At 70.2% G+C, this 24,950-nt stretch carries 24 protein-coding genes and 1 pseudogene; 15 read left to right on the top strand and 10 right to left on the bottom strand.

The genetic code is table 11. The features are described from left to right. Positions 1 to 5: 5 nt before the first annotated feature. On the bottom strand, positions 6 to 710 hold the full coding sequence (locus Manayef4_RS21020; protein WP_070133052.1) for a cysteine dioxygenase family protein: 705 nt from the start codon (positions 708 to 710) through the stop codon (positions 6 to 8). Positions 711 to 1,451: 741 nt separating this feature from the next. Between Manayef4_RS21020 and Manayef4_RS21015 the strand changes: the two genes are divergently transcribed. Continuing rightward, a complete protein-coding gene (locus tag Manayef4_RS21015; RefSeq protein WP_070133051.1) occupies positions 1,452 to 3,191 on the top strand; it encodes a GAF domain-containing sensor histidine kinase in 1,740 nt (579 codons plus the stop codon). Between the two features lie 59 nt (positions 3,192 to 3,250). Here Manayef4_RS21015 and Manayef4_RS21010 read toward each other — a convergent pair whose 3' ends face one another. Then, positions 3,251 to 3,934: a response regulator transcription factor gene (locus Manayef4_RS21010; protein WP_070133196.1), complete on the bottom strand. Its 684-nt coding sequence runs from the start codon at positions 3,932 to 3,934 to the stop codon at positions 3,251 to 3,253. A 585-nt stretch (positions 3,935 to 4,519) separates the two neighbouring features. Here Manayef4_RS21010 and Manayef4_RS21005 point away from each other — a divergent pair. Then, positions 4,520 to 5,338 (top strand): hypothetical protein, encoded by an 819-nt coding sequence (locus Manayef4_RS21005; RefSeq protein ID WP_035941293.1) that lies wholly within the window; start codon positions 4,520 to 4,522, stop codon positions 5,336 to 5,338. Positions 5,339 to 5,522: 184 nt separating this feature from the next. Here the strand turns inward: Manayef4_RS21005 and Manayef4_RS21000 are convergent, their stop codons facing one another. Further along, the gene (locus Manayef4_RS21000; RefSeq protein ID WP_070133049.1) at positions 5,523 to 6,389 is read right to left on the bottom strand and encodes a rhomboid family intramembrane serine protease; all 867 of its coding nucleotides are present in this window, start codon (positions 6,387 to 6,389) and stop codon (positions 5,523 to 5,525) included. 274 nt (positions 6,390 to 6,663) lie between these two features. After that, positions 6,664 to 6,840 (bottom strand): hypothetical protein, encoded by a 177-nt coding sequence (locus Manayef4_RS25225; RefSeq protein ID WP_175443445.1) that lies wholly within the window; start codon positions 6,838 to 6,840, stop codon positions 6,664 to 6,666. Positions 6,841 to 7,219: 379 nt separating this feature from the next. Between Manayef4_RS25225 and bioA the strand changes: the two genes are divergently transcribed. Continuing rightward, complete coding sequence (gene bioA, locus Manayef4_RS20995) at positions 7,220 to 8,506, top strand: adenosylmethionine--8-amino-7-oxononanoate transaminase (RefSeq protein ID WP_070133194.1); 1,287 nt, start codon at positions 7,220 to 7,222, stop codon at positions 8,504 to 8,506. 698 nt (positions 8,507 to 9,204) lie between these two features. Further along, positions 9,205 to 10,635 (top strand): GGDEF domain-containing protein, encoded by a 1,431-nt coding sequence (locus Manayef4_RS20990; protein ID WP_254665779.1) that lies wholly within the window; start codon positions 9,205 to 9,207, stop codon positions 10,633 to 10,635. Positions 10,636 to 10,696: 61 nt separating this feature from the next. Here the strand turns inward: Manayef4_RS20990 and Manayef4_RS20985 are convergent, their stop codons facing one another. Continuing rightward, positions 10,697 to 11,527, bottom strand: coding sequence for a bifunctional 5,10-methylenetetrahydrofolate dehydrogenase/5,10-methenyltetrahydrofolate cyclohydrolase (locus Manayef4_RS20985; protein ID WP_023840500.1), 831 nt, complete (start codon positions 11,525 to 11,527; stop codon positions 10,697 to 10,699). A 1,249-nt stretch (positions 11,528 to 12,776) separates the two neighbouring features. Here Manayef4_RS20985 and Manayef4_RS20980 point away from each other — a divergent pair. Continuing rightward, complete coding sequence (locus Manayef4_RS20980) at positions 12,777 to 13,346, top strand: hypothetical protein (protein ID WP_070133047.1); 570 nt, start codon at positions 12,777 to 12,779, stop codon at positions 13,344 to 13,346. An 83-nt stretch (positions 13,347 to 13,429) separates the two neighbouring features. On the opposite strand, the gene Manayef4_RS20975 is transcribed toward Manayef4_RS20980, so the two are convergent. Both Manayef4_RS20975 and Manayef4_RS20970 read right to left on the bottom strand, forming a co-directional pair. Next, positions 13,430 to 14,032 (bottom strand): TetR/AcrR family transcriptional regulator, encoded by a 603-nt coding sequence (locus Manayef4_RS20975; RefSeq protein ID WP_254665777.1) that lies wholly within the window; start codon positions 14,030 to 14,032, stop codon positions 13,430 to 13,432. A gap of 263 nt (positions 14,033 to 14,295) precedes the next feature. Next, complete coding sequence (locus Manayef4_RS20970; protein ID WP_232234933.1) at positions 14,296 to 14,808, bottom strand: pyridoxamine 5'-phosphate oxidase family protein; 513 nt, start codon at positions 14,806 to 14,808, stop codon at positions 14,296 to 14,298. A gap of 30 nt (positions 14,809 to 14,838) precedes the next feature. On the opposite strand from Manayef4_RS20970, the gene Manayef4_RS20965 reads away from it, so the two are divergent. The 7 genes and pseudogenes from Manayef4_RS20965 to Manayef4_RS20935 form a co-directional block, all read left to right on the top strand. Beyond that, positions 14,839 to 15,180: a WYL domain-containing protein gene (locus tag Manayef4_RS20965; protein ID WP_083282613.1), complete on the top strand. Its 342-nt coding sequence runs from the start codon at positions 14,839 to 14,841 to the stop codon at positions 15,178 to 15,180. Positions 15,181 to 15,212: 32 nt separating this feature from the next. Further along, positions 15,213 to 15,662, top strand: a complete 450-nt coding sequence (locus Manayef4_RS20960; protein ID WP_070133042.1) for a DUF456 domain-containing protein — start codon at positions 15,213 to 15,215, stop codon at positions 15,660 to 15,662. A 698-nt stretch (positions 15,663 to 16,360) separates the two neighbouring features. Further along, the gene (locus tag Manayef4_RS20955; RefSeq protein ID WP_011435937.1) at positions 16,361 to 17,647 is read left to right on the top strand and encodes an ATP-grasp domain-containing protein; all 1,287 of its coding nucleotides are present in this window, start codon (positions 16,361 to 16,363) and stop codon (positions 17,645 to 17,647) included. Positions 17,648 to 18,064: 417 nt separating this feature from the next. Then, the gene (locus tag Manayef4_RS20950; protein WP_011435939.1) at positions 18,065 to 19,177 is read left to right on the top strand and encodes an arginine deiminase family protein; all 1,113 of its coding nucleotides are present in this window, start codon (positions 18,065 to 18,067) and stop codon (positions 19,175 to 19,177) included. 35 nt (positions 19,178 to 19,212) lie between these two features. Beyond that, the gene (locus tag Manayef4_RS20945; protein WP_070133040.1) at positions 19,213 to 19,449 is read left to right on the top strand and encodes a hypothetical protein; all 237 of its coding nucleotides are present in this window, start codon (positions 19,213 to 19,215) and stop codon (positions 19,447 to 19,449) included. Then, complete coding sequence (locus Manayef4_RS20940; protein ID WP_070133039.1) at positions 19,446 to 19,847, top strand: type II toxin-antitoxin system VapC family toxin; 402 nt, start codon at positions 19,446 to 19,448, stop codon at positions 19,845 to 19,847. Before Manayef4_RS20945 ends, Manayef4_RS20940 begins: the two co-directional genes overlap by 4 nt. Positions 19,848 to 19,956: 109 nt before the next feature. Next, positions 19,957 to 20,237 (top strand): annotated as a pseudogene (locus Manayef4_RS20935) (hypothetical protein); the annotation flags it as partial. Positions 20,238 to 20,402: 165 nt separating this feature from the next. On the opposite strand, the gene Manayef4_RS20930 reads toward Manayef4_RS20935, so the two are convergent. Beyond that, a complete protein-coding gene (locus Manayef4_RS20930) occupies positions 20,403 to 21,158 on the bottom strand; it encodes a 4'-phosphopantetheinyl transferase superfamily protein (protein ID WP_070133189.1) in 756 nt (251 codons plus the stop codon). Positions 21,159 to 21,298: 140 nt separating this feature from the next. Then, positions 21,299 to 22,174, bottom strand: coding sequence for a metallophosphoesterase (locus tag Manayef4_RS20925; protein WP_070133038.1), 876 nt, complete (start codon positions 22,172 to 22,174; stop codon positions 21,299 to 21,301). Positions 22,175 to 22,391: 217 nt separating this feature from the next. Between Manayef4_RS20925 and Manayef4_RS20920 the strand changes: the two genes are divergently transcribed. Further along, complete coding sequence (locus Manayef4_RS20920; RefSeq protein WP_011435945.1) at positions 22,392 to 22,766, top strand: DUF1232 domain-containing protein; 375 nt, start codon at positions 22,392 to 22,394, stop codon at positions 22,764 to 22,766. Next, entirely contained in the window at positions 22,756 to 23,463 is a 708-nt protein-coding gene (locus tag Manayef4_RS20915; RefSeq protein WP_254665776.1) for a DsbA family protein, read from the top strand. Before Manayef4_RS20920 ends, Manayef4_RS20915 begins: the two co-directional genes overlap by 11 nt. Before the next feature lie 165 nt (positions 23,464 to 23,628). Here Manayef4_RS20915 and Manayef4_RS20910 read toward each other — a convergent pair whose 3' ends face one another. Then, entirely contained in the window at positions 23,629 to 24,204 is a 576-nt protein-coding gene (locus tag Manayef4_RS20910; RefSeq protein ID WP_070133035.1) for a TerD family protein, read from the bottom strand. A 307-nt stretch (positions 24,205 to 24,511) separates the two neighbouring features. Here Manayef4_RS20910 and Manayef4_RS20905 point away from each other — a divergent pair, with 307 nt between their 5' ends. Beyond that, a complete protein-coding gene (locus Manayef4_RS20905; protein ID WP_035730521.1) occupies positions 24,512 to 24,730 on the top strand; it encodes a hypothetical protein in 219 nt (72 codons plus the stop codon). The last annotated feature ends 220 nt before the right edge of the window (positions 24,731 to 24,950 follow it).

Below are 24,950 nucleotides of genomic sequence, written 5' to 3'. Positions count from 1 at the left end.
TGCCGTCATGCGCCGCTCCCGGCCACCGCGTGGGTCGGAGCCCTGCGGTCGCCCCTGCCCGCCTCCATCGCCGCGGTGGCCGCGCCGATGGTGACGGCCGGGCCCAGGACCGTCGCGGCTGCCGCGGCCGCGGGTGGGATCTCGACGGCACGCGGATCCTCCGCCCGGCCGCCATCGGCCGGCGCCGGCGCGAACCRCATCGACAGTTCCGGTGGGGAGTAGGCGTGGATCGTCGTCGCGACCTGCCGGCCGCGGTTGGCGACCCGGTGGATGTGGGTCGGGTCGAAGCCGACCACGGCCCCGGTCCCGTGCCGGTGCACCTGGGAGCTGGTCCAGCTCCGGTCGTACTGGTCCTCCTCCACGAAACCCTCGGCGACCGTCAGCGCCMCCAGCGCGCCGCCGTGATCGTGTACCTCCGTCTRCTGCCCCGGATACCAGCCGATCAGCCACACCTCCACGGTCGCGGAGAGCAGCAGCCGGGTGTACCACCGGCGGTCGGGACGGTGACGGATGACGGGACGCCAGACCTCGGGTGTCGCCGCGAGCGCGGCGGTCAGTTCGCACAGGGTCACCAGGTCGATGAGGCCCGGCTCATCGCTCAGGCACGAGGCCGGCACGAAGGGGTCGGCGCTGCGGGTGGGGTCGGCGATGCAGGTGGGGTCGGCGATGCGGATGGGGTCGGCGATGAGGACCGGGTGGAGGAGGGRCACGGGTCACTCCCAAGACGCGGGTGATGCCGGGACGCGGGTGATGCCGGGACGCGGGTGATGCCGGTGGCGTTCGCCGGCACACTGCCGGACACGGCCGGGCGGGGAGAAGCGGTGCCGCGCGCGGGACTGAGGCGCCGGGTCACCGCATCGAATGAGCACGATGGTGATGTCCTGCCGGCGTTGGCCCGCCGCGACGCAGGCACGGAGCGCGACGGCGCGGAGCGGTGGAGATCACGGTGCGAACGGGCTGAGYGTGGCGTCGCGCGGCCGACGGATCGTCGGGGCGGGGCGACGGAACTGTCAGCTGGACCAGCCGATCAGCCAGCCAGGGACGGCAGGCGACGAGCCACCGGCGCCGCCGGCGGCGCCGCGGGAGGATGACGCTGGCTCAGGCCCGCCCGGTACACGCCGCGCTGACGACCCGGCTCAGGTCCGTCACACGGTCGCGGTGCAGGAAGAGGTGGGGCACTGCCATGAACAACACTCTACGTTGGAGGTAGCCCGGCGCGTTGTGGCCTCCCGAGACCCGGCCGGTGCCCGTCATGGCGTTCCGCCCGCGGCTCCACGGAGTGGGTGTTTGCCGGATATCCTGCATGGCAGGCAATCCTTCCGCCTGGGCAGGCGCCCGCGCGTCACCCTGCTGGAGCGAGGGACCGGAAATGAGGTGCCACGCGCGGTGGTTTTCGTCGAATTCCGTCGATACCCGGACGAAGGTTCGGTCATTGCCCTGGGCCTGGGCCGATGAGCGGACCCGTCCCCGATGTCGATCCCACGCGGCTCGAACAGCTTCTGATCCAGCTCTCCGAGCAGGTGAACGAAGTGGCGTCCGTGCAGACCCGGATGCGTGGCCTGCTCGACGCGGTCGTCGACGTGGCCCGGGAACTGAGCCTGCCGGTCACCCTGCGCCGGATCGCGCAGGCCGCCTGCCAGCTCGTGGGGGCCAAGTACGGCGCCCTCGGGGTGATCGGCGACGACGGGGAGATCTCGGAGCTCATCCACGTGGGCTTCCCTGACGAGGTGCCCACCATGATCGGCAGGCTTCCCGAGGGGCGCGGCCTGATCGGGGAGAGTCTGCGCCACCCGCGGCCGTTGCGGGTGGCCGACGTCGCCCGTCATCCCGTCGCGATCGGGTTTCCCGGCGGGCACCCGCGGTTCGACACCTTCCTCAACGTCCCGATCATGGTGCGGGGCGCGGCGTTCGGAACGCTGTTCCTCGGCGCGAAGCGCGGCGGCGGCGAGTTCACCCAGGAGGACGAGGATCTGGCGTGCGCGTTGGCGGCCGCGGTCGGTTTCGCGATCGAGAACGCGCGGCTGTACGAGGAGACCAGGCGCCGGCAGGCCTGGCTCTCGGCCAGCGCGGAGATCACGACCGCGCTGCTGTCGGTTGCGGAGCCCGAGAAGGCGCTCGACCTGGTGGCCCGGCGGGCCCGTCAGGCGACTGCGGCCCGGCTCGCCGCGATCCTCGTCCCCGACGAGGMCGGCCTGGTCGTCGGGGTTGTCGACGGGGAGGGGGACGACGACCTGCGGGGCCGGGTCTTCGCCGACAACCGCCGCCTGAACGAGGCCATGCGCACCGGCCGGGCCGTGCTCGTGCCCGCCGACTCCCCGGGCGGTCCGCTGTTCGGCGCGGACCATGCCGACCTCCCGGTGAAGGTCGGCATGGTGGTGCCGCTGATGGCGGGTGGCCGGGCGCTGGGCATCCTTGTCCTCGGCTCGGGTGGGCGTTCGGCCTCCTTCGGCGGTCTGGACCTGGAGATGGCCGCGGCTTTCGCCGGGCAGGCCGCGCTCACCCTCGAACTGGCCCGGGTGCACCGCGACCGGGAGCGTCTGGCCGTCTTCGAGGAACGGGACCGCATCGCTCGGGACCTGCACGACGTCGTGATCCAGCGGTTGTTCGCCACCGGTCTGCACCTGCAGAGCCTCGCCCGGGCCGTGGACAGCCGGGCGGCCGAGCGGCTGGACGCCGCCGCCGGCGAGCTTGACCAGACCATCTCCGACATCCGTCAGACGATCTTCTCGTTGACCTCCAACGCTGCTGAGGAGACCGATYTGCGCGCCGAGATCCAAGCGGTCATCGCCCAGGCCGAACGGGCCCTGGGAATCACCCCGACGGTCCGGCTGGACGGACCGATCGACCGCGGGGTCCCCGCGGCCATCCGCCCGCACATGCTCGCGGCGCTGCGCGAGGCGTTGTCCAACATCGCCCGCCACGCGCGGGCCTCCCGGATCCACGTGTTGCTGCGGGTCACCGACGCTGACCTCCTGGTCGAGGTGCGCGACGACGGCCGCGGCCCTGGCAAGGCCTCGCGCAGCAGCGGGCTGGCCAACCTGCGACACCGTGCGCTCGACCTCGGCGGCCGGATGGAGTTCGGCCCGGGAGCGGGCGGCATCGGCACCACCATGACCTGGCAGGTTCCAGTGATCGCGCCGTTGCCCGAGCTTCGCGTGCACTCCGGCGAGGGATGGGGCGTCCTCGGTTAGCGGGTGCGGCGGGGTTGCGGGGAGCCCCGGGCCTCAGAGGCCTCAAGAGTCTCAGGGGTTCAGGGGTTCAGCCTGGTGGCGAACACCGCGGCCTGGGTCCGGCTCTCCAGCCCGAGCTTGGACAGCATGCTGGAGACGTAGTTCTTCACGGTCTTCTMGGCGAGGAACATCCGGCTGGCGATCTGGCGGTTGGTGAGCCCCTCCGCGATCAGCCGGAGGATGCGCCGCTCCTGGTCGGTGAGCCCGGAGAGCCGTTCGTCCTCGGCCGGTCCCTCCCGCAGCCGCACCAGGACCCGGGGCGTCACCGCGGGATCGAGCAGAGACTTGCCCGCCGCCACCTGGCGCACCGCGTCCACGAGGGCGGTTCCCCGGATCTGCTTGAGAACGTAGCCGGCCGCGCCCGCCATGATCGCTGTGAAGAGCGCCTCCTCGTCGTCGAACGAGGTCAGGATGAGGCAGGCGATCCGTGGATCGCTCGACCGGACCTGCCGGCAGACCTCGATACCGCTGCCGTCCTCCAGGCGTGCGTCCAGCACCGCGACGTGGGGCTGGAGAGCCAGGATCCGGGCGACCGCCTCATCGGCCCGCCCGGCCTCCCCGACCACCTCCACATCGGGTTCGTCGGTGAGGAGATCCCGCAGCCCGCGACGCACCACCTCGTGGTCGTCAAGAAGGAACACCCGGATGGTTCCGGTGATCGACGCAGGCCCCGGTGCGTCACCGACTCCGGAACCGTCCGCCAGTTCGTCTGACACCGTTGACTCCGCCCGACCCTGACGCCGTAGAAGACCGTCGCTGTTGTCACCTGCAGCAAGCAGAATATAACGCTCGCTGTTGGAGGCGGTGACCTCGACCGCACGGAAGCGGTGTCGTGCGTCTCGGCGGATGYCGTTCGGTGAACCCGTGAACGCCGGTTCCGGCCTCATCCGAAAAGGGTAGGTCCGGGCGGCGTCCGCCGAAGTCCGGTGAGGTGTAATCGAGCGACTTCATGATGTGATTACGCCAGGTCGCAATTGGYGTGCCGACGGCGGATGCAGAGTCCGTCCGCGAGCCCGGAGGTTTCGCCTGCTCCCCGGCGCGGCGCTGCGGCCCGTTGGCCGTAGCAGGGGAACCTCGATCGGGGCCGTCCGGTGTTTGTATCGTATGTCCGCCATGTGGCAAAAAGCACCCCGCTGCGTAGCGCATCCGATCCGTCCGTCAAGATGCAGTTCTCGCCCTCAGGTGCCGGCGCCATTCTCCGGGGTCGGCCGATCATGGGCGTCTTCGGCGTAGCGGCAGACAGAGATCGAGGGAAAGGACGTGCGGTCGTGCGATGGGGTAGGGGCGACGTGGCGACCACCACGGTCGCGGCGAGGATCGCGACGCTTCTGACGGAGCAGGCCGGCGGCGGGGCGCTCACGGATCCGCGGCTCGCCGCGGCGGCCAGCCGTTCCTGGACGCTGACGGAGACGATCGACTCCGCCGGGTCCGTTACCTGTCGGGTGACCACGGCCGTCGTCGCGGCCGTTGTCGCGGGCGCCACCGCGACGGCCTCCGAGGTCCCCGTGGTGACGGGACCGCAGCCGGATCCGACCCTGTCGTACGAGCAGCTCGTTCGCTACCGTGACGCCCTGCTCGCCGCGGATTTCGCCGTTCAGGAGGTCTTCGAGGACTGGCGGACGGTCGCTCTCGACGTGCGGGTCGCGGAGGAGGCGGAGGATGCCGCTCTGGCCGACCTGCCCGAGGCGACCGGTGAGGCTGTCGAGACCGGTGAGGCCGCCTTCTCGACCGCCGTGGACTCGCAGCCGGCCGTGGACTCGCAGCCGGCCGTGGACTCGCAGCCGGCCGTGGACTCGCAGCCGGCCGTGGACTCGCAGCCCGCGCAGGTCGCCTCGACAACCGGGGAACAGCCCGTCAGGCCCGCAGCGGAGGCGGAGGCCGAGGACGCGCCGGTCGTGACGGGTAGCCGGAAGCGGCCCGGCCGGAGGTCGGCCGACGCAGGCCGTCCGCGAGCCCGGCGCGGTCTGTTGCGACGTCGTGTTCCCGCCGGGAAAGCCGTGGCCGTGGCATCCGCGGCCGACACGGGCGGCTGCGACGACGCCGCCGCGGCCGAGGCTGCCGACTCCACCACCCCCGACTCCATCGTCGGCGGGTCGTCGGCGTCCTGATGCCGGACCGCTGGGGTGCCTGACCGCCGGGCGGGCCTTCGCGGCTTCGGGACTACTCGACGGTCGTGACGGTCGCCGCCGTGGCGGCCGTTGTCGTCGTGGCGGCTTCCGCCGTCGCGGCGTCCACGTCCGGCAGGTGCCGGCGGGATGCCACGACGGTCAGGCCGCGGAAGATCGGGATCGCTCAGTAGGGGCGGCGGTGGCGGGCCGACGAGTTCCCCGTGCCGCGAATCCAGCCGTGTTGGGGCACCCGGAGCGGCGTCCCGGGGCCGGCGGCTCGCAGCCGGCTGATGAACGGCGTGACGAGCAACGCGCCGACCGCGAAGCCGACTACATGTGCTCCGTACGCCACGGTACCGCCGTCGGCGACGCCGAATCCGGTGAAGTAGATGTACTGCAACGCGAACCAGAAACCGAGGACGATCCAGGCCGGCAGCCAGAACGGCAGAAAGAACAGGACGGAGACCAGGCCGATGACGCGGGCCCGTGGGAAGAGCACCAGATAGGCCCCCAACACGCCGGCGACCGCGCCGGAGGCGCCGATCAGGGTGTTCGTCGACCCACCCTCCAACAAGGCGAAGCCGTACCCGGCGGCGTATCCGCAGACCAGGTAGAACAGCGGGTAGAGCAGCCTGCCCATGCGATCTTCAATGTTGTTGCCGAAGACCCCGAGGAACAGCATGTTGCCGATCAGATGAAGCCAGCTTCCATGCAGGAACATCGAGGTCAGCACCGACAGCACCGGGATCTTGTCGAAGCTGGGCGGTGATTCCACGATGCATCMCGGGTTGCCGGYCGCATCCACCCCGATCCGGCCGGAGTTCGCGGCGGTGAGCTGCGCATTGTGCACCAGTTCCCACGGGATCGCGCCCCACTCCTGAAAGAACCGCTGCTGCTCACAGATGTTCTGTGCCGCCGACGTCTCCGTGCCGGCGACCGAGCTGACCACCGGTTCGAAGAAAACGAAGATCACCACGTTCGCCGCGATGAGCAGCCAGGTCACGACCGGGCGGCGGCGCAGGGGATTGATGTCGTGAATCGGGATGACCACACTGACATCCTGCCCGATGCGCCTGGGCAACTACTCCTACCTGGCACTCCTGGCCGACGATCAGCCAGGGGCCGTCGGCCTCCGCCTCCGCCGCGAAGATCACACCGGGGCGATGCCGCCGCTGGGAAACTTGGCCTCACCCTGGCCGAGGGGCCGGTCGACCGAGACGGCGAACCATGGAAGGCGAACCATCCGCACTACCTCAMTTCACAGTTCCTGGCATCCTCGCGATACTGCCGTGGGCTGGAAGGCAATCCGTACGAGGACGGGGGTGTCAACCAGCTGGAGCACGCGCCAGACCGCCGAGCAAGCACGGCGGTCTGGCGCGGATGCCGATGTCGTCGCTGCGGCGCTTCTGCACGACATCGGTCGTGCCCCTGGCGTCGCCGCCGCCGACGTCACCTTCGATGATGTCATCATGATGCGCGTCCACTTGACCAATAGCGCCCATCTCGAGGAGTTCAACACGCTCTATGCGACCTGGGTCAAGGACCCCTCCCGGCCCGGACCACCGTGTGCGTCGACCTGCCCCGTKACTTCCTCGTCCTCGTCGACGCGCTCGCCGTCCTCGACGCCGCCGACTGAGTGGGGGTAGCCGCGAGTTGGACTCCTGTCGGGTTGGGGTTCGAGGGCAGGACGGGCGGGTGACGAGCTCGGGCGGGTGACGCAGTGGTGTGAGACCGCAGTTGTGTGAGACGCACGACGRTCGGCCCGGGCCAGCGCCACCCAGGCCACCGCCGTCGACCGGGGTGGGCGAGAGTGGGGAGGTGACCCCTCGTTCGACGATCGCCGTCCCGCCGCCCGCGCTCACCCCCCGGCCCCAGACCCCGGTGGCGGACGTGGGCGACCTCGTCGCCCGCGATCGGCGGGTGGTCTGGCATCCGTATGCTTCGGTGTCCGGCTCCACGCCRCTCTTCCCGGTCGCATCCGCCGCGGGGACCCGGCTGACGTTGACCGACGGCCGGGAATTGATCGACGGGATGTCGTCGTGGTGGGCGGCGATTCACGGCTACCGGCATCCCGTGCTCGACGAGGCGGTGCGCGGGCAGCTCGAGACGATGTCCCATGTGATGTTCGGCGGTCTGACCCATGAGCCGGCGGTGGCCCTCGCCGAGACCCTCGTGGCGATCACGCCGGATCCGTTGCGGCGGGTCTTCCCGTGCGATTCGGGTTCCGTCGCCGTCGAGGTCGCGATCAAGATGGCGCTGCAGTACTGGACCGGACGGGGCCGGCCGGGCCGGACGCGCCTGCTCACCATCCGACGCGGCTACCACGGCGACACCTCGGGCGCGATGGCGGTCTGTGATCCGGACGCGGGCATGCATCACCTGTTCAGCCACCTGCTGCCCCRCCATCTGTTCGCCTCCGCCCCGGCCTGCGCCTTCGACGAGCCGTGTGAGGACGCTCACGTCGCCGAGATCGAGGGGCTGTTGGCCGGGCACGCCGACGAGATCGCGGCGGTCATCTGCGAGYCGGTTGTGCAGGGCACCGGAGCCATGCGGTGGTATGCGCCGGGCTGGCTGGCGCGGCTGCGCGAGCTGTGCGACCACTACGGGGTGCTGCTGATCGCCGACGAGATCGCGGTCGGGTTCGGCCGCTCGGGCGAGCTGTTCGGCTGCGACCATGCCGGCATCAGCCCCGACATCATGTGCGTGGGCAAGGCGATGACCGGTGGATACCTGTCCATGGCCGCGACGCTGTGCACCGACGAGGTCGCGGCGGGCGTCTGCGACTCGCCGGCCGGCGCGTTCATGCACGGCCCCACGTTCATGGGCAACCCCCTGGCGAGCGCGGTCGCGAACGCCAGCATCGACCTGCTCCTCTCCTCGCCCTGGCAGGCTCGGGTGCGCGAGATCTCCGCCGGGCTCTCCGCCGGGCTCGCCCCGGCCGCCGACCTGCCCGGGGTCGCCGACGTGCGGGTACTCGGCGCCATCGGAGTGATCGAGACGCGGGAGCCCGTCGACATGACCGTGATCCAGCCGCTGTTGGTGGATCTCGGGGTCTGGGTCCGCCCGTTCGGACGGTTGGTCTACACGATGCCGCCGTTCATCATCTCCCCCGCCGACGTGGCCACCCTGGCCGCCGCGATGGTCGAGGCGGTCGCCCGTACCATCTGATCGCCGCGTCACCGGTTCGTCCGCGTCACCGGTTCGTCCGCGTTACCGACGCGTCGGTCCCTACGCCGCCGCCAGGTGTCAGGAGCGGACGGCGGGCATCGAGCTGGTCCCTCGGCGGTCCCTCCCTCGGCCGTCCTTGGTCTCCGGGCGGCGGACGTGCCGTTTCCCGGGCGTGTCGGATGTGGTCTCTCGGCGGTGTCCCGCAGCCGACGCGACCGGGCGGCCCGTCGTGACGCCTCCTTCGGCCCGGCATTCGTCGTCGCAGGTCAGGTGCCATTTCCTGGGCAACTATCGCGCGCGTGCCGGGGAGAAAACACGGCTCGGCGACGCCGCGAACGGCTAAGAACCGGCATTCGGACGGTTGCGAATTGGCGAAGCGCCTTCGTACTCTTCGTTCTCGAAGATTCACCGTAAGTAGCAGCGACCAGGTTGGATTCACCGGGCGGTTCCGGCCGGGTACGGCCGTGGACAAGAACGAGGAAGGCCATCCACCAATGCCGTTACGCATACGACTGGCGCGGGGCGCGGGTTCCGTTCTGGTGGGCACCCTTCGGCGTGGCTGGCGGCGAGTCCGCGGGGTGACCACGCGGGGAGCGGGCACGACTGCCCGGACCGGTCGCGGGGCGGCACGAGGCGAAGCGTCCGCCCCACCCGCGAGCGCCGAACCCGTCGGCCCCTGGATGATCGGCCCYCCGCCGTTGGGCCCTCGCCTGGCCGGCCCTCGCCTGGCCGTGCTGCGCCTGCTCGGCCACGGCTGGATGCTGTGGCGCGCGCCCGGGGGGTTGATGCGGCGGGGGTTAATCGTAGTCTTCTGCTGGCTGAGCATGGCCGGGTTCGCGGCGGCGGGTCTGCGTCCGCGATGGACCGACCTCGCGGCCTTCGCCACCTTCGTTGTTCTCGGGGCGCTGGCCGTGGTGGCGTCCGGACGGCTGGGTGAGGATCTGACCGTTCCCGGGGCCCGACGTCATGACCTGCTGTCCACCTGGACGCTGGCGGCGGCGGTCCTGCTGCCGCCGTTCTACCCGGCGGTTGTCAGCCTGCCGCTGTGCTGGCTCGCCGGCCGTCGTGATCCAGTACAGCCGCCGCATCTGCGCGTGTTCCACGCCGCGGCGTTGGGCATCGCGGGCTTCTGTGCCTCCAGCGTCCATCTGCTGCTTAGCCCCGATCGAGGGCCGTTCACCGTCGACAACCTCGTCGGGTCCGGCGTCGCGGTGCTGGCCTTCCTCGCCGCGGTTGCGGTTTACCCGGTTGTGGCGAGGCTGACCGTGATGGGGATGAGGCTGACCGTGATGGGGATGAGGCTGACCGTGATGGGGATGGCGACGTCCGATGGTCGGGAGAGCCTCGATTCGTGCTCCGGTGTGGCGGCCGGTCCAGCCCGGCCGGGCTGGCCGGACCGGCCGGACCGGACCGGGGTCGTCCCGTCACCTGTCATCCCCGCCCGGACCCCGCTCCGGCATGCGTGCCGCGACCTCGTGCCCGCGCAGGCCGCCGAGATCTGCTCGTCGATCGTGGTCGCGGTGCTGTGGGCGGCGAACCCGTTGCTCATGCTGGCGATCACACCCCCCGTCCTGCTGCTGCAACGCAGCCTGTTGCACGCCGAGCTCCTGCATGCCGCGCGGTCCGACGCGAAGACCCGGCTGGCCAACCCGGCGTACTGGCGCCAGGTCGCGGAACGCGAGATCAACCGGGCCTGCCAGGTGGGGCGTCCACTGTCGGTGCTCCTGGTCGACATCGACCACTTCAAGCGGGTCAATGACAGGTTTGGTCATCTCATCGGGGACGTCATTCTGATCGCGGTGGCGGACGCGCTGCGGGCGGCGACCCGCCCCCGGGATCTCGTCGGACGGTTCGGGGGCGAGGAGTTCGTGGTGCTGCTCACCGAGGTTGAGCTGGAGAACGCGGCCGATGTCGCGGAACGGATCCGCCGCCAAGTCGYCGGAACCCACTGCCGGCTGGAGGGCCGGCCTCCCCTGTCGGTGACCGTGTCCGTGGGAGTCGCGACACATCACGGCCCCCGCGGCGACCTCGCCGGCCTCATCGCCCGTGCGGACTCCGCGCTCTACCGGGCCAAGGCCGATGGTCGTAACCGGGTACGGCTCGCCGGGCCGGTCTACAGCTCCGTCTGAGGCCGCTGCGGGCTCCGCTGAGGTGGCGGGCCCCGCTGATGCCAGGTGGCCGGTGTGCCGATCAGGCGGCGCGCGCCGCCCGGATCGTGTTGCGCAGCAGGAGCATCGTGGTGACCGGTCCCACGCCGCCCGGCACCGGGGTGAGGGCGCCCGCCAGGGACGAGACGGCCGCGGCGTCCACGTCACCGACCTGCCCGGTCTCGGTCACGACGGTGCCGACGTCGATGACGGCCGCACCCGGGCGGACGAAGCCGGCGCCGACGAGGCGGGGATGGCCGGTGGCGGACACGATGATGTCGGCCTCGTGGGCGATGCTCACCAGTCCCTTGGTCCGGGAGTGACAGATCGTCACGGTCGCGTCCTCGGCGAGCAACAGCAGCGAGACCGGCTTGCCGACCACTGGGCCGCGGCCGATCACGCATACCCGGGCGCCGGACATCGGGATGCGGGCCCGGGTGAGGATCTCCACCACCGCGGCGGCGGTGGCCGGCGCGAAGCTCGGCAGACCCAGCGCGAGCCGGCCGAGACTGCTCGGGTTCATCCCGTCGACGTCCTTGGCCGTCGGAATGTGCTCGCCGACCTCGCGGGAGGTCAGCCCGCCTGGCAGCGGCGTCTGGACGATGATCCCGTGCACGGTCGGATCGGCGGCGACGGTGTCGATCGTGTCGAGGATCGCCGCCGGCTCGCCCTTCGGCTCATGCAGCACACAGCGCACGCCGACCTTGCCCGCGGTCCGTTCGATGATCTCGGCATAGGAATACGCGGCCGGATCCGCGGTCGGCAGGACCACCGCCAGGGTCGGCGTGACTCCCGCCGCAGCCAGCCTCTCGGCCTCGTCGACCACGTACCTGCCGATCTCGGCGGCCATCGACCGCCCGTCGAGCATCCTCATGTGCCGTTCCGATCCTCGTCGTTCTCGTGGTCTGGCTCTCGTGGCCCTGCGGTCCTGATGGTCCTCCGGGCCGTTCCGCACGTCCGGGCCGTTCCGTACGGGCAAGTCACCGCTGTCCGCAGGCCTTTCCCGCACTCGCGCGGGTTATGCCGTCCTGGCCCACCACGCCAAACCTGGGGAAGGCCCGGGATGCACCGGCGCAGCGAGCGGGGCGGCGGCGGGCACGGTTGTACCGTAGCAAGGCGGGTGGGCAGCTAACCTGCGCGGGGGAGCACGCCAGGGCGGCTCGGTGCACTCGGTTCCAGAACGCTCGGTTCCAGAACGCTCGGTTCCAGAACGGTCGGTTCCAGAACGGTCGGTTCTCGTGCCTCGGATTTTCGGAATAACGGATCCTCCCTGGGAAAGCCTTCCGGAAGAGGCCCGCCCCTGTGCGGTGGTGCAGCCGAGGTGGGCGATTTCCGAGCGGAAATCCGTGTATTACTAGATATGATCTTCCCGGTTCGGGGTGATGGTGGCAGGTGGTGCGGTCCGGCGGAGTGGGCTGGYCGGTCGTCGACGTTCGCGATCGTTCGAGTCGGCCGCCGCTCGCGGCACGTAGCGGCCCGCTCCTCGCTGTGACATCTACGGACGGCCGGAGCGACGCACCTGAAACGACGCACCTGAAACGACGCACCTGAAACGACGCACCTGGCCGGAAGCGTCCGGTGCCCGCTACGCCGCATCCCGAGCCACCCGCCACACTGGCTGTACTCAGGAACTCCGGCCGGCTTGCCGGATGTAGCGATATGAATGCGACATTCGTCCTGCTGCGATGAGTCCACGGAACTTGATGTCAGGTGGGTAGCGAGGGTATATCATTCACCATTTTCCCGAGTTTATTGTCCTGCTTCTCTTCTCGGCTACCATGGAGACGTCCCGTCCTTGACCACGACGTGGAGTATCGAGATGAAGTCATCCGCCCGCACGACCATCCGTGCGATTCTTCTGGTTTCATTCCTGGCCGCYGGCTCTCCGTGACCGGGGGGTTTCCCTCGTTGAAGGCACGTCAGCTTCTGCGAGTGTCTGGACGATTGGGATATCGAGTGACAAAACAGGACGATTCAGCTCACCGATGGCTGGAGGCGGACGGACGTCCACGACTTCGTCTTGCTTTTCATGACCGGATCACCATCGGGCCGGGGGTCGTCCGGCAGATACTGGTCAAGCAGGTGGGGCTGACGGTCRAGGAGGCGTTTGGAGGTGATCGATAGTGTCTAAGGTGGTATCGGTGCTGGTTCGCCGGGACGGCCCCTGCTGGTCGGCCTGGTCGCCGCAGTGTCCTGGTCTGGTGGCCRCCGAGACGACCGCCGAGGAGATGCGTGCCGCGTTGCCGGACCTGATCGCCTGGTACTTCGACGGGGACCCCGACGTCAACCTCCGGATCCACCTTGAGCTGGAGGTGCGCGGTGTCATCGTCCGGATCGCGCAGGATGCCGACGCCTGGGAACGGCAGCTGGTCGCCGAGCGTCTGGGCGCGGCCTTGGGCATGGACAGTCAGGCGGAACAACTGCGCGCCGTGCGGGCGAACGCCGCGGGCGAGGTGGTGTATGTCTGTGCGCTGCCGTCGGACCAGATCTCCTGGCTGACCGGGCAGATGGACGACGAGGACGATGCGGTCGTCGTCGCGCTTCCGGCGACGGAGAGCGAACTGTGGACCTTGCAGTTTGACGCGCTCCGGCGGCGAGGTGAAAAAGCGCCGGGTGCCGGCTACCGGCCGGAGGCAACCTTTGATGAGATCATGGCGACGTTCGCCGGGCCACGCCTCCAGCTCAGCGCATGACAGCCCGGCCCCGCGCCGGTCGGCCCCCGCCGGTGAGCGCCCGCGTGACGGCGGGAATCTCCGCCCTTCGGGCGAAGAGGATGTCAACGGGGGAGATCGCGCAGGATGAGGTCGAGGCCCGCGAGGAACTGGGCCTCGTTCTCCTCCCGTAGATGGGGTGCCGCATCGGAGAGATCCGGGTGGTGTTCGGCCGGCGGGCGTACCGCCGCGACCGGGCCGCCGCGGGCGCCGGCCCCCTCCCGTTCCACGGCCCGGGCGAGCTGGCGGGCCTCGCTGAGGGTGTGGCCGAGGGTGTAGAAGAGCAGCGTCTGGTAGACGTTGGCGGCGTCGGCCGGATCCATGCCTGCGCGGTGAAGCTGGGCGACCGCGTGATCAGCCCGCTCCCAGTAGGCGCCCACCCCGGGCGGGCGGCGCAGCACCAGCGGCGCCAGGGTCGGATGCGCCAGCAGGGAGCGTCGGAGCTGACGGAAGTTTTCCCGGATGTCCCGGCSGGGGTCGTCGGTCTCCGGCAGCTCCTCCACCCCGCGGATCACCGTGTCCGTCAGCGCGTCGAGCAGCGCGTTCTTCGTCGCGAAATGTCGGTACATCGCCGTGGGATCCACGTCGAGGAACGCGCCGAGGGCCCGCATGCTGAACGCGCCCGCGCCGTGCGTGTCCACGACCTCCATCGCTGCCGCCAGCAGCACCTCCCGGGACAGCGTGCCCCGTGGGGTCCGCCGGGAACCGACCCGCCGACCTCGCCGCCTACCGGTGTCCGCGTCGGCGGTTCCGATGCCTTCTGGCTCGTCATCGTCGGTGCCGGGATCGTGCGTGCCGGCGTCACCCTCCCGGGTGTCCTCGGAGCCTGGGCTCTCGTCGTCGGACCGGGGCGCCTTGGGATCGTTGGTCTCATCGTCGATGGCATCATGATAGTCAACGATGTTGACGCCGTCCCGCGGCTCGTGATGGTCTACTCCTCGGCCCAGGTTTCGCGCACCGGCCCGTTGCCACGGCGCTGCACCCGCACCCCTCGATAGCCCGGTCGCCAGCTTTCCAGCACGATCTCCCCGGCCGGCTCGTCGACGCTCGTGCGGACCACCTCGGTGAGCTCGACGCGGAAGAGGTCGAACGGCGTCGGCGGGCCGACCTCGGTGGCGAAGGAGGCCAGGACCTCCTCATCGTTGATCCACCGGGCCCGCCCGGAGACGCGGATGTCGCCGCCGGCCAGGTCCTGGCCCGGCCCGGGATTGGCGGCCAGGGCGAAGCGGGGGTCGCGACGCAGGTCCCGGGACTTGCGCGCATCCGGCATGCTCCCGAGCCACAGCTCCCCGAACCGGAAGTTCGTCTCGATTCCGCTCGTGCGCGGGGAGCCGTCGGCACGCACGGTAGCCAGGATGTGATGGCGGAATGCCGCGAACCGGGTGCGCGCGGTCTTGGCGAGGGCGGGTTGCGCGGCCTCGAAGTCGCGCCAGGATGTCGTCACCGCGCCATCGTGACATGAAAACTCTGCCATCTGCTGTCCTGGTTCACGGCTAGGCTTCCCAGACGTGCGATCGAGCCGGCTCACCGCGTTGCTCCTGCATCTGCAGGCCGTGCGGCGGGCCCGACTGACGCCGACGGCTGGCGGGAGGTGGAGCTCGCGACGGAGGGGCTCCAGGTGGCGCTCAGCCAACTGTGTGTCCTGGCGGACGGGGTCGTGGTGCTCGCCCCCGCCGAGTTGCGCACCGCCTTCGCCGAGGTGGGTCGACGCATGGCGGAGAACAATATGGCGGGGAACAGTGCTGCCGYGGCGGTGGGGAGCAACACTACCGTCGCGGGAGATCGGGAGATGCCGGTGAAGGAGGTCGCGCCATAAGTACCGGTGGGCTGCTAGTTGTCGCTCTGGTGATGGYCGTCGGCCTGGTCGGCGTCGTCCTCCCGGTACTGCCGGGCCTCGTCCTGGTCTGGGGCGCGGGTCTGTGGTGGGTGATCGCGGACGGTGGGGGAGTCGGTCRCTGGATCGTGCTGGCGCTCATGACCGCGCTGTTCGTGATCGGGGCGCTCACCAAGTACGTCCTGCCGGCTCGGGCTACGGCCGGTCGGGGGGTGCCGTGGCCCAGCCTGGCCATCGGCGCGGTGTGCGCGATCATCGGCTTCTTTGTAGTGCCGGTCGTCGGGCTCCTGATCGGTGGAGTGGTCGGGATCTACCTGGCCGAGCTGGTGCGGTTGGGGGATGCGCGAGYGGCGGGCCGCACGACCTGGGCCGCGATCGTCGCCTTCGGGGTCGGTGTGGTCGTGGAGCTCGCCGCCGGCGTCGCGATGGTGCTCGTCTGGTTGGTCGGCGAGTTCGTCGCGTGATGACACGTGACGACTCATGGCGATTCGTAACGATTCGTGACGTCGTGCTGCTGCTTCCGGTCTTCCGGAGTCCGCGGGGGCCGGGAGTCCGCGCGTCCCGATCCGGGGAGTCGACCGGCCCCGAGCCTGGTGGGCCGGTCTCCCGACGGCGCCCTCCGCCGCATGATCGCTATGYTAAGTAGGGGTAACCATTTCCGGTGCTCCGTGGTTGCCGCCTCGTCCGTCGTGTGCGGCTGTTAGCATCGTCCGAGTGATGCTGATGGAACGTCTCCTGACGGATCTCAATGGTGGACGGCGAATTTTCCACTCCGAATTTCACCGGGCTATCGGATCGAACCCCGGATGAGTGATCCGGGGCGGACCTACCGAAAATCTCAGAAATTTATACGATATTTTTTCCATTATTGTTCAGAGTGGCCGTGGTCAAAGTCGCGGTTCCTTTTTATGTCACATTCCTCCGGGGCTCCGCAGTGGTACCGGGCGCGCCCGCGGAGTCACCGGCCGATGCGGCGTCCGTTCTTTCCCCCGATGTCCTTCCCTTCTATGTCCTTCCCTTCGACGTCGAGGATCRTGTGGAGGCAGCCGGCCGCCGGGTTCCGCGGCCGCGGTCTGGTCGAGGCCTGACGAMGTGACCGGGAAACGTAGCGCGCAGGCTCCGTCCTTGAGGGCGGGAGGATGCCAAGAGAGGAGACCGTCCCGTGCGTGTCCTGGTGATCGGATTCGGGCAGGCGTTGCTCAACCAGCTGGGTTCGGCGCTGCCGCCGGGCAGTGTCACCCTCGTCGAGGACCCGGATCTGATCGACCGGCGGCGAGTGCGGCCGGCTGTCGAGAAGCTGCCCTGCGTGGCGGCCCTGCTCCCGGCGGCCTACCACCAGAGCGAGGACTTCCTCCCCGTCGTRCTCGCAGCGGCGGCCACCGGGGGACCCTTCACCGCCGTCGTCCCGGCCCTGGAGTACAGCGTCCCCGCCGCGGCCTTGGCCGCGGCCGCACTGGGCCTGCCGGGCGCGGGAGTCGGGGCCGCCCGATGCCTGTCGGACAAGATCGAACTGCGCCGGGCGGCGACGGCGGCGGGCATCGCGACCCCGCGCTGGCGGGAGGTCTTCGGCCCGGATGACCTCGCGGCCTTCGGGGTGGAGAGCCCGGTGGTGCTCAAACCCGCCAACCGGCACGGCAGTCTCGGCGTGCAGATCCTCGACGCGGTGGAGGACGGGCCGCTCGACCTGGCGGCCATCTGGTCGGCGACGGTCGCCGCCCTCGACGACGGCGCGCTTCCCAACCGCCCGTTGCACTGGCGCTACCTGGTGGAGAGCCGGATGGTCGGCGCGGAGTTCAGCGTGGAGGCGCTGGTGCGCGACGGCGTGCCGAGCTTCGTCAACGTGACGGCGAAGCGGGTGCTGCCCGGGCGGCACCCGGTCGAGACCGGGCACGTCGTGCCGGCCCCCGGACCCGCGGCCAGGACCGCCGTGCTGAGCCGCGCGTTGACGCGTCTCATCGCGGCGATCGGCTTCGGGGACGGCATCCTGCACGCCGAATGGATGCTGACCGCCCGCTGCCCGGACGACCCGGTGCTCATCGAGTGCGCCGGGCGGATCCCCGGTGACAGTCTGGTCGAACTCATCGACTTGGCCTACGGAACCTCGCTGGCCGCGGACTACCTGGAGATTCTTTCCGGGGGGCGGCCCGCGCCGGCCGCGGTGGCGAGCGCCGCTGCGGCGATCCGCTTCCTGAGTGCCTCACCCGGTCGGGTCGACGCGGTCGACGGCGTCGAGGTCGCGCGGGCGGTGCCCGGGGTGCGGCGGGTGGCGCTGGCGGTCACCCCGGGCACGTCCATCCCGCCGCTGCGCTCGTCGGGCGACCGCATCGGCGAGGTGTTGGCGGTCGGCCCGACCCCGATGGATGCCGAGGCCACGGCGGCACGCGCCGCCGGGCTGGTGCGCGTGGCGGCGGCAGGGGCTCCGTTCGGCGCGGCTGTCATGCGGATCTAATTCCGTTGCCGCCGTCGCTCACCCTGATTATGAACACGTAAACGCCTGCCCGATCGGCACGTCGCGTACCCGCGCTATCCCGGGCTCCGCGTCCTGGTCGCATAATGCCGAGGTGGAACGCGCCAGCGAGAAATCGGATAGATGATTCTTGGCCTGTGGGTCGGCGTCCGGCGGGTGAGTACGGACATCGCCGTCGATCTGTCTACGGCTGCTGCTTCCACGCTCTCCCCGCGGCCGTGTTCCGCTTTTCCGTGCCTTTCTCCTCGTTGGCCGATGGGGGCCGAGGGCGCGCCGTGGCGGGTGCCGCCGTCGCGGCGGGGGTGATGGTGTCGGGGGTGCCGGTGTCGGGGGTGCCGGTGTCGGGGGTGCCGGGCCGGCGCGGTCGCGACCTGGTCACCGGATGACCGGGGTTACCGGATGACCGGGTCGACGGTTCTCATCCAGAATCCGACGGTGGTGCAGCCGGCCGAGACGTCGGTGTTCCTGGCACCCCGTCCGTCCTACGACCCGGTCCGGGCCGCGGCCGAGTCCGCCGCGGTGCGAGCGGCGCTCGCCGACCTCGGGGCCCGTCCCTGTGCCCCGTCCGAGATCCTCGCGGCGCTGCCCCGGGAGGTCCTGATCGAGCTCGCCGTCCGCGCGGTCAGCGCTGAGGACGACCTGCGAATGGCCGCCGCCCGCGAGGCGCTCCACGACTGGTCGGCGCCGGCGCTGGTGCCGGTGGTGCTGCGCCAGCCGCGGCTGCTGCTCGACCCCGGCGCCGCCCGCGGCGTGATCGGCCCCGACCAGGCGGACGAGAGCTACGCTCTGCGTCCCCTGGCCGGGTTGATGTTTCCTCGTGATCATTATGTCGATCTCGGTGAAGCGGTCGCGGTCGGCCGGTTGCGGCGCCGGGACCGGGCCCGCGAGACGGTCGTCATGGCGGCCGTGCTGCGCGGGTTGCGGGGCCGATCGGCCGAGGTCCGCGTCCCGGAGCCGCTGTTCCTGGAAGGCGGGGATCTGGTGAGCTGCGGCGATGTGGCCGTCCTCGGCACCGGTTGGCGGACCAGCCCGGCGGTCTGGGGGCTGTTGCGTCCGCATCTGCTGGCCAGCTTCGGTCACGTGGTGCGGGTCCGCGACGAGCTGCGGCGTGACGGCCAGCCCCATCTGAACTCCTGGCTCGGCCTCGGCCCGGGGATCGCCCTCGTCGCCGCCGATCGGCTGCACGCCCCGGCGGTGGTGGAACGCGACGGCGTCGCCGGCCGGGAGACGACGCTGGTCGACGCCCTGCGAACGATCAATCTCGCCGTCTGTCCGCTGGCACCGGACATGGTCGCGGCCTTCGCCGCGGGGGTGTTCTTCCTACCGGCCTTCGCGCCGCCGGAATCGGTCCTCCGGTCGGAGCCGGCCGCCCTGGTATCCACGGCGAGTGCGCCCTGGACCGAACCGGTGCTGTCGCGGTTCGGGATCCAGACCGTCGCGGTGCCGTTTGACGAACATCACAAGCAGTTCGGCAGCCTGCACCGGGCGCTCAACACCGTCCCGCTGCGCTGATGGCATGGCGCTTGCGGTGGGACTAAAATGCTTGCATGGCGACGATTCATGTCCGCGAGGTGCCGGAGGAGACCCTCACCATCCTCAAGGTCCGTGCCGCGCGCGCGGGCCGGTCATTGCAGCAGTATGTGCTGCAGCTGCTGGAGGGCGAGGCGGCGACGCTCACGGCCGAGGAAGCCGCGGACCAGGCCCGATCGATCGCCTCCCGCGGCACGGTGACCGCGACCGACGTCGTGGACGCGATAGCGCGGAYGCGCGCGGACCGTGGATGATCGTCCTGGACACCTCCGTGCTGGTGGAGTTTCTGGTCGGCACGGATGACGTCGCCGACGTGGTCCGTGCCCTGGCCACCCGGGAGCGGATCGCCGCGCCGCACGCGGTCGACCTGGAATGCGCCTCGACGCTGCGCGGCCTCGCCCGCGGTGGGAAGCTGCCCGAGGGCGAAGCATCACGTGCCCTGGAACTGCTTGGTCGCATGAACCTGCGACGCTATGGCCACGCCCCGCTCCTCCCCCGGATCTGGGAACTACRCCACAACATGTGGCCCTACGATGCCGCCTACATCGCGCTCGCGGAAACCCTGAACGCCGACCTTGTCACGGCCAACCGGAAACTCGACCGCGTTCCGGGTCTCCGCTGCACCGTCCGTGACCTCCAGAACGGGCCGTGAACGCTCCGACCGGACCCGGCTCGCCTCCAGCCCGAGCCCCAGCCCGGTCAGGTGGGAGTCGAACCATCAGYGTCGGCTTGCGGGGCGTCGGCTGCGGCATGCTACCGGCATGCCTGATTCGCGGATCAGCCTGGCCGATGCCCTGGAACTGAGGCGGACCGGCGACCTGTGGCTGTTCCGCGGCCGCACGGCGGCGGACCGGGCGATCCAGACGACGACCAACAGCCCGGTGAACCATGTCGGCATGGCGGTGGTCGTTGACGATCTTCCGCCGCTGATGTGGCACGCCGAGCTGGGAAATCGTTGCCGGACGTCTGGGCGGGCACGCATCAGCGCGGCGTGCAGTTGCACGACCTGCGTGCGGCGGTGGAGGTCTGGGCACGCCGTTTCCGTTCTGGAGCGGTGACGACCTGCGTCTGTCCGGAGGCTTCGTGCTGGGCGGGGAGATCGTCGTGGACGTGGACGACCCTGCCTAGCGTCGCGTCCGGTGGGTCCGTGCGGCGGCCGTTGACCAGGATTCGGTTCCTTGTCTTTCCAGAGCCTTTCGTGTCCGATTTATCCCTCTGGATAGGCAGGATGCGTCTGGGGGGATGCCGTCGTCATGGGGATGCCGTCCAGGTGCGGCACGGTGATCGCGGTGACCAGCAGGCCGCGGGCCGAGAGCCAACGACCGCCGAAGCCGGTCAGCTCACCGCCGGCCAGCCGTGGTCCCGCCACCAGGAGTTTCGCGGTGAAGGTGCMCCGGGCGGCCGGGCTCGGTGCCGGCGGGCCCATAGGTGCGGTGCCCGGGTGGATCACGAGGGCGGCGTCCCCGAAGCCGAGCCAACGTTCCGCCAACGGGTACCACGCCTTGTAGACAGACTCCTTGGYGCTGAACAGCAGCCGGTCCCAGCAGACGGCCGGGCGGGTGCGGGTGAGGGCCGCGAGCCAGCCCGCCTCGGCGGGAACGGTGATCTCCTTCAGCACCCCGCCGGGTGTGGGCTCGTTCGGCTCGGCGTCGATGCCGATGGTGTGGACCTCCGCCGCCCGGGCCACCGCGGCCGCCCGGTAGCCGGCGCAGTGGGTGATGCTTCCCACCACTCCGTCCGGCCAGCCGGGTGCGCCGCGGGAACCGGGCAGGATCGGCGCCGCCGGAAGTCCGAGCCCCTCCAGCGCGCGATGCGCGCATACCCGGGCGGTGGTGAACTCGCGGCGCCTCTTGTCGACCGCGCGGCTCAGCAGCGCAGCCTCCTCGGGGAATAGCACAGCCGAGGGATCGTCCTCAAACGCCTCGACGGCGACGGCCGCGGCGGGCAGCAGGCTCGCGAGCAGGCGCGGATCCACCCTCTTTACTCCGGTACCCGTTACTCCGGTAGCCGTCCCTGACGTCGAAGCCGGCGCCCCCGGCGGCGCCGAGCCTGCCCCCGGCGCCAATCTCGATCCCGGCGTGGAACTCGATCCTGGCATCGCGCTCAGTCCCGGCGGGCCGGCGGTGCGGGGAAGGGCAGGATCTGCCGTAGCCCGGACCATGGCGTGCCCCACGCCGCGCGTTCCCGAGGGTAGCMCATCGAGACCTCCTCAAAGCGGACGTCGTCGTACCAGGTGGTGCGGGGAATGTGCAGATGACCGTAGACGACAGCGCTGGCCCGGAACCGCGTGTGCCAGTCGGCCGTGCTCGTGGTGCCGCACCACAGCGCGAATGTGGGGTACCGCAGTACCGCGGTGGGCTGWCGGACGAGTGGCCAGTGGTTGACGAGCACCGTTGGCATTGTCGGATCGATGTCGCCGAGGCGCGCCCGGGTCTGHGCGACCCGGGCCCGGCACCAGGCGTCGATGGTGGGATACGGGTCCGGGTGCAGCACCCATTCGTCGGTGCATACGATCCCGCTTTCCCGGGCCAGGGCCAGCGCCTCCTCCTTCGTCGCCGTTTCGGCGGGCCGAAAGGTGTAGTCGTAGAGCACGAACAACGGCGCGACGACAACGGGGCCGCCCGCGCCCTCCCAGACCGGATAAGGGTCCTCCGGGGTGACGACGCCCAGCCCGCGGGCGATCTCCACGAGATGCCGGTAGCGTTGTTCGCCGCGCAGCTGCACCGGGTCCTGCTTGGGAGTCCACAGCTCGTGATTCCCCGGCACCCAGACAACCTTCGCGAAACGCCCGCTGAGCTGCTTGAGCGTCGTCTCGATATCGGYGATCGTCTCGGCGACGTCACCGGCGAGGATCAGCCAGTCGTCGGATGATCCGGGTGCGATGTCCTCCACCATCCGCCGGTTCTCGGGGTAGGCGACATGCACGTCACTGACGGCCAGCAGCCGCCCGGGCGAAACCGGGGAATCCGTCCGGGACACAAGGCGAAGCCTACCGGCGCGGCCACCGGCGTGTCCGCCAGATGAAAATGCTGTTCCGGTGTTCGAGATGGCGCCGGGTGGGCATCCTGATCGAGGATCATCGCGAGGGATCGGTGACGATCCCTCGAGGACGACACGATGAGCCGACGGATCCAGCCGATCTTGCGGGAGTGGACAGCGATGAACGACAGCGGGCAGCGATGAGTGGTGGGCAGCGATGAGTGACAGCGTCGGAATCGGGCTGCTCGTCGCCCTCGGGGCTCTCGTCATGATCGTCCTGGCGCTGGCCGTGGCCGCGCTGGTCGCCGTCCGGAAGTACCGGCTGCCGTTGCGGGGCCTCGTGGCGACCCTGGCGGGCCTCGCCTACGTCATCTCCCCGGTGGACGCCGTCCCGGAGATTCCGCTGGGGCCGATCGGCCTGATCGACGACATCACCGTGATCATCGCGACCGTGGTCTACCTGCGTGGCCTGATCGCCGCGCGGCGGGGCCTGGACCCGGCCGGGATCGATCCACCCGGCCGGGCGCCCCACCCGATGCCGCGGCAGCCTCCGCCGCCTCGGGTATCAGGCCGGCGCCGCGGTGCCCGCTGAGCAGGCTGCCGCTGAGCAGGCTGCCGGGGCTGGCTGGAACACCGGGGCTGGCTGGAACACCGGGACCGGCCCCGGTGTTGTCCGCGACATGACTTCTGTCACCTTCGCGATCACCTGGGATTACCGTTGCCCGTTCGCCCGCAACGCACATGAACACGTTTTGACTGGTCTCGCGGCCGGTGCCGACTGGAACGTCACCTTTCTCCCGTTCTCGCTGGGGCAGGCGCACGTGGAGGAGGGGCAACCCACCGTCTGGGAGAAGCCCGAGCAGGACTCCGGGATCCTCGCCCTGCAGGCCGGCGTCGTCGTCCKCGACGAATACCCGGATCTGTTCCCCTCCGCCCACCGGGCGCTGTTCGCGGCGCGTCACGACGAGGGCCGTCACCTGGAGGACCGGGCGGTCATCCAGGAGACGCTCGCGGGGGTGGGGCTGCCCGCCGACGAGGTGCTTGCCCGGGTTGACGATGGCGCTCTCGACAAGGTCCGCGCCGAGCACGAGCAGTACGTCGCCTCGCATACCGTCTGGGGCGTGCCGACCTGGATCGCCGGTGATCAGGCCGTGTTCGTCCGGCTGATGAACCGTGCGCCGCTCGGTGCCGACCCGGCGGGTTCCATCCGTGCGGTGGAGCGCATCGTCGACCTGGYGACCGGTTGGCCCGAGTTGAACGAGTTCAAGCACACGTCCATCCCACGCTGATCTTCCAGKCCGGTTCGGTCCGTCCCGGTACACCCACGGCGCCGGGGACAGCGGCCGCGCCGCCCGCCATTCCCCTGTCGGCGCCCGGCGGTGTCAGACGTTCAAGCCGCGTCAGGTGCCCAGGTCACGTGAGGTGCCCAGGTCACGTGAGGTGCCCAGGCCGCGTCAGACGTCCAGGCCGTAGCTGCGGGCGATCGCAGCCAGGCCGCTGACCCCACCCTGGCCGAGCGCCCGGAAGCGCCAGCCGTCCTGATCCCGGTAGAGCTCACCGAACAACATCGAGGTGTCCCGCGCGGCGGCGGTGGTGAGGTCGTACCGCACCAGCYCGTCATCGGTCGACGCGTTGACGACCCGGATATAGGCGTCGGTCACGTCGCCGAAACTCTGGTGTCGATAGTCGGCGTTATGGATGCTGACCGGGAAGACGATGCGCGTTATTGCACTGGACAGCAGGTCGAGACGCACCTCGATCTGTTCGTCGTCGCCCGCACCCTCACCKGTGAGGTTGTCACCGCGGTGCACGATCTCGCCGCGCGKACTACTGAGGTTGTTGTAGTAGATGAAATAGCTGCGGTTGGGAGCTCGCCCGTCCGCCTGCAGGGCAATGGCGCTCGCGTCCAGGTCGAACTCCTCCGATCCGGGAGCATTCRGATCCCAGCCGAGGCCGACGGTGATGTGCGTCAGGCCGTCGGTGGCTCCGGTGAGCGCGACGCTTCCACCCTTGACGACGTCAATGCCCACGGTTCTCCGATCCCACGACGTTCTCCGGCCCGGYGGCCCCGGCCGGTGCGATGTTCGCGATACGTGACTACCCAAGCACATGAGCGTGTCGCTGGTGCGTGCATCCAGGAGACTGTCCCGACCGGTCTCGGCCGGTCCTGCTGGTCGCGAGCGGCGACGGGTGTCCGACGACCGGWAGCCTACTGGGGAGGAATGGTCACCGACCGATTGGTGTCGRCATCGTTGCGCAGTCTCCAGGATCGTGGCCGGGGACGGAGCGCGGCCACCGGCGGCATCGGCCGGCCCGAATTGGCTAACGTCGGCAACCGTGGATCGACTACCGTTGCTTGTCGGGTCCGGTGACATCGCTCGGGCGCTGGGTCTGACCCGCCAGGCGGTCGACCATCGGCTCCGGATCGATCCGGCCGCGCCGAGCCCGGCCGCGGTGGTAAATCGCACCGCCACCTGGGGCGGGACCCGGATCTGGTGGCGAGCGGAGATTGATCGTTGGCTTCGGCTCGAACCCGAGCACTGGGAAGTGCGCTGAGRGAGGCCGCCGGGAAAACGCGCTGACGGAAATCTGACGGAAAGCAGAGAGGTCCGCCCGGGGCATCCGGTGGCCGGCGGTGGACGTCCACAGAACGTGGGACGTGGAACGTGGGACGTGCTCGATGGACCGGCCTACCCGCCACGTCCGTGTTGAACGATCGTTGTTGAACGATCATTGAGGAAACCGGGCGGGTGGCCATCGCCATGCCGCCGGTCGG

Origin of the sequence: Frankia sp. CgMI4 (genome assembly GCF_001756285.1) — a bacterium.
Taxonomy (GTDB): Bacteria; Actinomycetota; Actinomycetes; order Frankiales; family Frankiaceae; genus Frankia; species Frankia casuarinae.
The sequence above is the reverse complement of the archived record's forward strand: the minus strand, read 5'-3'. Positions and strand labels throughout refer to the sequence as shown.

Bases quoted from the DNA above. Each gene is read 5' to 3' on its own strand.
- Manayef4_RS25225 (WP_175443445.1), bottom strand. From the start codon at position 6,840: ATGGGCGCTATTGGTCAAGTGGACGCGCATCATGATGACATCATCGAA.
- Manayef4_RS20920 (WP_011435945.1), top strand. From the start codon at position 22,392: ATGAGTGACAGCGTCGGAATCGGGCTGCTCGTCGCCCTCGGGGCTCTC.
- Manayef4_RS20950 (WP_011435939.1), top strand. From the start codon at position 18,065: ATGACCGGGTCGACGGTTCTCATCCAGAATCCGACGGTGGTGCAGCCG.
- Manayef4_RS20985 (WP_023840500.1), bottom strand. From the start codon at position 11,527: ATGAGGATGCTCGACGGGCGGTCGATGGCCGCCGAGATCGGCAGGTAC.